Raw genomic sequence first — 1,414 nt, forward strand, 5'->3', positions numbered from 1 at the left:
TGCTCTTCGCGTCGGCTTTGGCCGCAATAAGGCTCGCTGGTGGCAAAAAACTCGGTCAGACGGATGGTCAGCTGGATCAAATTCCCAGTCGCGGTCGCGGTACCAATGCGATGACGCAGCATCAAGCGCGAAATCGCACAGTGGATCCCCATGGCTGTCACCCCCAGCAAGCTGGTCAGCAAGAGCCAGAAATTATCGCTGTCCGGCTCGGCCTTGAGAGTGTGGCCGCAAATCATAAATAAAAACAGCAATACGGTTTCCGCCATATACCAGCGCGCTTTATAAAAAATACTGTGCTGATTTTGGCGGGTGAAACTGTAGGTCACCACCGCCATCGCCAGCATAAAGCAAACTACTGCGCTGACGGCCAGCCACAAGGTGGTTGCCAATGGGGCGCTGGCGACGATCAAGCTCTGGATAATACTGGATGTGAACAGACCGCTTAAGCCGATAAAACCGACGGTATCGATATAACCGGCAATCCACGACAACAGCACGGGCTCTAGCAGGAAGGGTTCCTTACGGGGGAATTCCATAGAAGCACCTCGATACTCCGTATGCAAGGGATGACATGACCGACAACGCGGTCGTCACCAATAATTGGGATTAACAAACCACTGTGGTACCCGCTCTACGTGAAGCTGCTTGAACTGTGCCGCCTGTGATTATACGAACAGTAGTTTTACACAGTAACTTTACGTAGCGAGGGTAATGCGTAGTGTTCAGGCTAGCGGGAGTGACCCAATAGCGCTGTGATTACATTAGCGTTTTTCACATGTACAAGGGTTAAAACTTGTAATCATTCTTGAGAGTCCACACAGTTCATCGGGTTGGTGCTAAGCCCGAATCCGGTACAATGCGGCGATAGCGGATAATCCTATTTGCTCCGGCCAAACGTTGGCCGTCGGTGGTGGTTTACAGAGGTGAGCATGACGCAATTTCAGTTTATTTCGGTCGAACAGGCGCTACAAAAGTTGCAGGCTGAGCAGGCGGTTTTGGTCGATATTCGCGATCCACAAAGTTTTGCCGCTGCCCATGCGCCACAGGCATTTCACCTGACCAATCAATCCTTGCTACCTTTTATGCAACAGACTGATTTTGCGATGCCGGTGATTGTGATGTGTTATCACGGCAACAGCAGTCAGGGCGCAGCACAATATCTTGTTAATCAGGGCTTTGATGAGGTATACAGTCTCAATGGCGGCTTTGAAGCCTGGCGTAAAGTGGCGCCAGTGGTGAGCGATCCGCTTCAGCCAGAATAACCGGACGTCGTTCCGGTTTGTTACGGGAACGTCTTTATGCTGTTTTTAATTCATCTGCCTAACCCGCGTCTGGCGCAGGCTTACATTGATTATATGGCCACGCGCGGCGTGCGCATTGAGCTGCGTCCAGAGCCGGAAGGGTATGCTCTGTA

At 51.5% G+C, this 1,414-nt stretch carries 2 protein-coding genes and 1 pseudogene; 2 read left to right on the forward strand and 1 reads right to left on the reverse strand.

From position 1 onward, the window contains the following. Window positions 1-536 (reverse strand): YoaK family protein (locus tag GOU96_RS17480; protein ID WP_324702063.1); only part of this gene is annotated, 536 nt, incomplete at its 3' end. Between the two features lie 393 nt (window positions 537-929). Here GOU96_RS17480 and glpE point away from each other — a divergent pair. Then, a complete protein-coding gene (gene glpE, locus GOU96_RS17485) occupies window positions 930-1,262 on the forward strand; it encodes a thiosulfate sulfurtransferase GlpE (RefSeq protein WP_010862821.1) in 333 nt (110 codons plus the stop codon). 36 nt (window positions 1,263-1,298) lie between these two features. Next, window positions 1,299-1,414 (forward strand): annotated as a pseudogene (locus GOU96_RS17490) (rhomboid family intramembrane serine protease GlpG); the annotation flags it as partial.

Source organism: Vibrio sp. R-1, from assembly GCF_035615595.1.
GTDB classification, from domain to species: Bacteria; Pseudomonadota; Gammaproteobacteria; order Enterobacterales; family Vibrionaceae; genus Vibrio; species Vibrio cholerae.